Below are 2,264 nucleotides of genomic sequence, written 5' to 3' on the forward strand. Positions count from 1 at the left end.
TCGCGCAACCCTCAGAGTGTGGTCAGCGGTCGACGATCCGGTCGAACTGCGTGGTGGTGTGCCGCAGATGGGCCACCAGTTCCTCGCCCACCTTCGGCTCCGGTGCGTCCGAGGGCACGAAGAGGATCGAGACCTGCATGTGCGGCGGCTCGGCGAACCAGCGCTGCTTGCCGCCCCAGACGAACGGGGCGAGATTGCGGTTGACCGTGGCGAGCCCGGCCCGGGCGACGCCCTTGGCACGCGGCATGACGCCGTGCAGGGCCTTGGGAGCCTCCAGGCCCACCCCGTGCGACGTACCGCCCGCCACGACCACCAGATAGCCGTCCGAGGCGGCCTTCTGCTGCCGGTAGCCGAACCGGTCGCCCTTGGCCACGTGCGTGACGTCCAGGACCGCGCCGCGGTACTCCGTGGCCTCGTGATCCCCCAGCCACAGCCGCGTGCCGATGCGGGCGCGGAAACGTGTCTGCGGGAACTGCTGCTGAAGCCGCGCGAGGTCGTCCGCCTTGAGGTGGCTGACGAACATGGTGTGCAGGGGAAGCCGGGCGGCGCGCAGCCGGTCCATCCAGCCGATGACCTCCTCCACGGCGTCCGAGCCGTCGGTGCGGTCCAGCGGCAGGTGGATCGCGAAGCCTTCGAGGCGTACGTCCTCTATGGCGGCGTGCAGCTGGGGCAGCTCTCGCTCGGTCACACCGTGGCGCTTCATGGAGGACATGACCTCGATGACGACACGGGCGCCGACGAGGCCGTGCACCCCGTCCACCGACGACACCGAGCGGATGACACGGTCGGGCAGCGGCACGGGCTCCTCGCCCCGTCTGAAGGGCGTCAGCACCAGCAGGTCGCCGCTGAACCAGTCCTTGGTCCGCGCGGCCTCGTACGTCGTTCCGACGGCCAGAATGTCCGAGCCCAGCCGAGTGGCCTCCTCCGCGAGCCGCTCGTGCCCGAAGCCGTAGCCGTTTCCCTTGCAGACCGGGACGAGCCCCGGAAACTGCTCGGACACGTGCTTGTGGTGCGCACGCCAGCGCGCGGTGTCGACGTAGAGCGTGAGCGCCATGGCCGGGACCTGGAACCTTTCTCGTGGCTGGGGTGCCTCAGAGGTGTGACGGGGAATGCCGGTGGATCAGCGGCGCGACATGTAGATGTCGAGCGCCTTGTGGAGCAGCTTGTTGAGCGGGAAGTCCCACTCGCCGAGGTACTCGGCGGCCTGTCCGCCGGTACCGACCTTGAACTGGATCAGGCCGAAGAGGTGGTCCGTCTCGTCCAGCGAGTCGGAGATGCCGCGCAGGTCGTAGGCGGTGGCGCCCAGGGCGTAGGCGTCGCGCAGCATCCGCCACTGCATGGCGTTCGAGGGCCGGACCTCACGGCCGATGTTGTCCGACGCGCCGTAGGAGTACCAGACGTGCCCGCCGACGATCAGCATCGTCGCGGCCGACAGGTTCACGCCGTTGTGGCGGGCGAAGTAGAGCCGCATGCGGTTGGGGTCCTCGGTGTTGAGGGCCGTCCACATGCGCTGGAAGTACGACAGCGGGCGGGGCCTGAAGTGGTCGCGCACCGCTGTGATCTCGTACAGCCGCTGCCACTCCTCCAGGTCGTTGTAGCCGCCCTGGACGACCTCGACGCCGGCCTTCTCGGCCTTCTTGATGTTGCGGCGCCACAGCTGGTTGAAGTTCGCGTGGACCTCTTCCAGCGAGCGGTTCGCGAGCGGCACCTGGTAGACGTAGCGAGGCTGTACGTCGCCGAAGCCGGCCCCGCCGTCCTCCCCCTGCTGCCAGCCCATGCGACGCAGTTTGTCGGCGACCTCGAAGGCGCGCGGCTCGATGAAGTCGGCCTCGATGTCCCGCAGCCGCTTCACGTCCGGGCTCTGGATGCCCGCCTTGATGGACGTGGCCTCCCAACGCCGGATGATCACCGGCGGGCCCATCTTCACCGAGAAGGCGCCCTGCTGCTTGAGGTGCGCCAGCATCGGCTGGATCCAGTCGTCGAGATTCGGCGCGAACCAGTTGATGACCGGGCCCTCGGGCAGATAAGCGAGGTACCGCTTGATCTTGGGCAGCTGGCGGTACAGGACGAGGCCCGCGCCGACCAGCTCGCCCGTCCGGTCGTCGAACCACCCGAGGTTCTCGGAGCGCCACTCCGCCTTGACGTCTGCCCAGGCAGGAACCTGCATGTGGCTCGCCGACGGCAGGCTCTGGATGTACGCCAGATGCTGCTCTCGGCTGATCGTCCTCAGGGTCAGGCTCATTCCGGGCGCTCCTCGGGCTGGT

At 68.6% G+C, this 2,264-nt stretch carries 2 protein-coding genes; both read right to left on the reverse strand.

What is annotated here, in order from left to right:
- Positions 1 to 22: 22 nt before the first annotated feature.
- A complete protein-coding gene (locus tag STRTUCAR8_RS47800) occupies positions 23 to 1,054 on the reverse strand; it encodes an alanine racemase (RefSeq protein WP_006383758.1) in 1,032 nt (343 codons plus the stop codon).
- Between the two features lie 66 nt (positions 1,055 to 1,120).
- A complete protein-coding gene (gene femX / locus STRTUCAR8_RS47805) occupies positions 1,121 to 2,242 on the reverse strand; it encodes a peptidoglycan bridge formation glycyltransferase FemX (protein WP_006383759.1) in 1,122 nt (373 codons plus the stop codon).
- Positions 2,243 to 2,264: the final 22 nt, after the last annotated feature.

Origin of the sequence: Streptomyces turgidiscabies Car8, from assembly GCF_000331005.1 — a bacterium.
GTDB classification, from domain to species: Bacteria; Actinomycetota; Actinomycetes; order Streptomycetales; family Streptomycetaceae; genus Streptomyces; species Streptomyces turgidiscabies.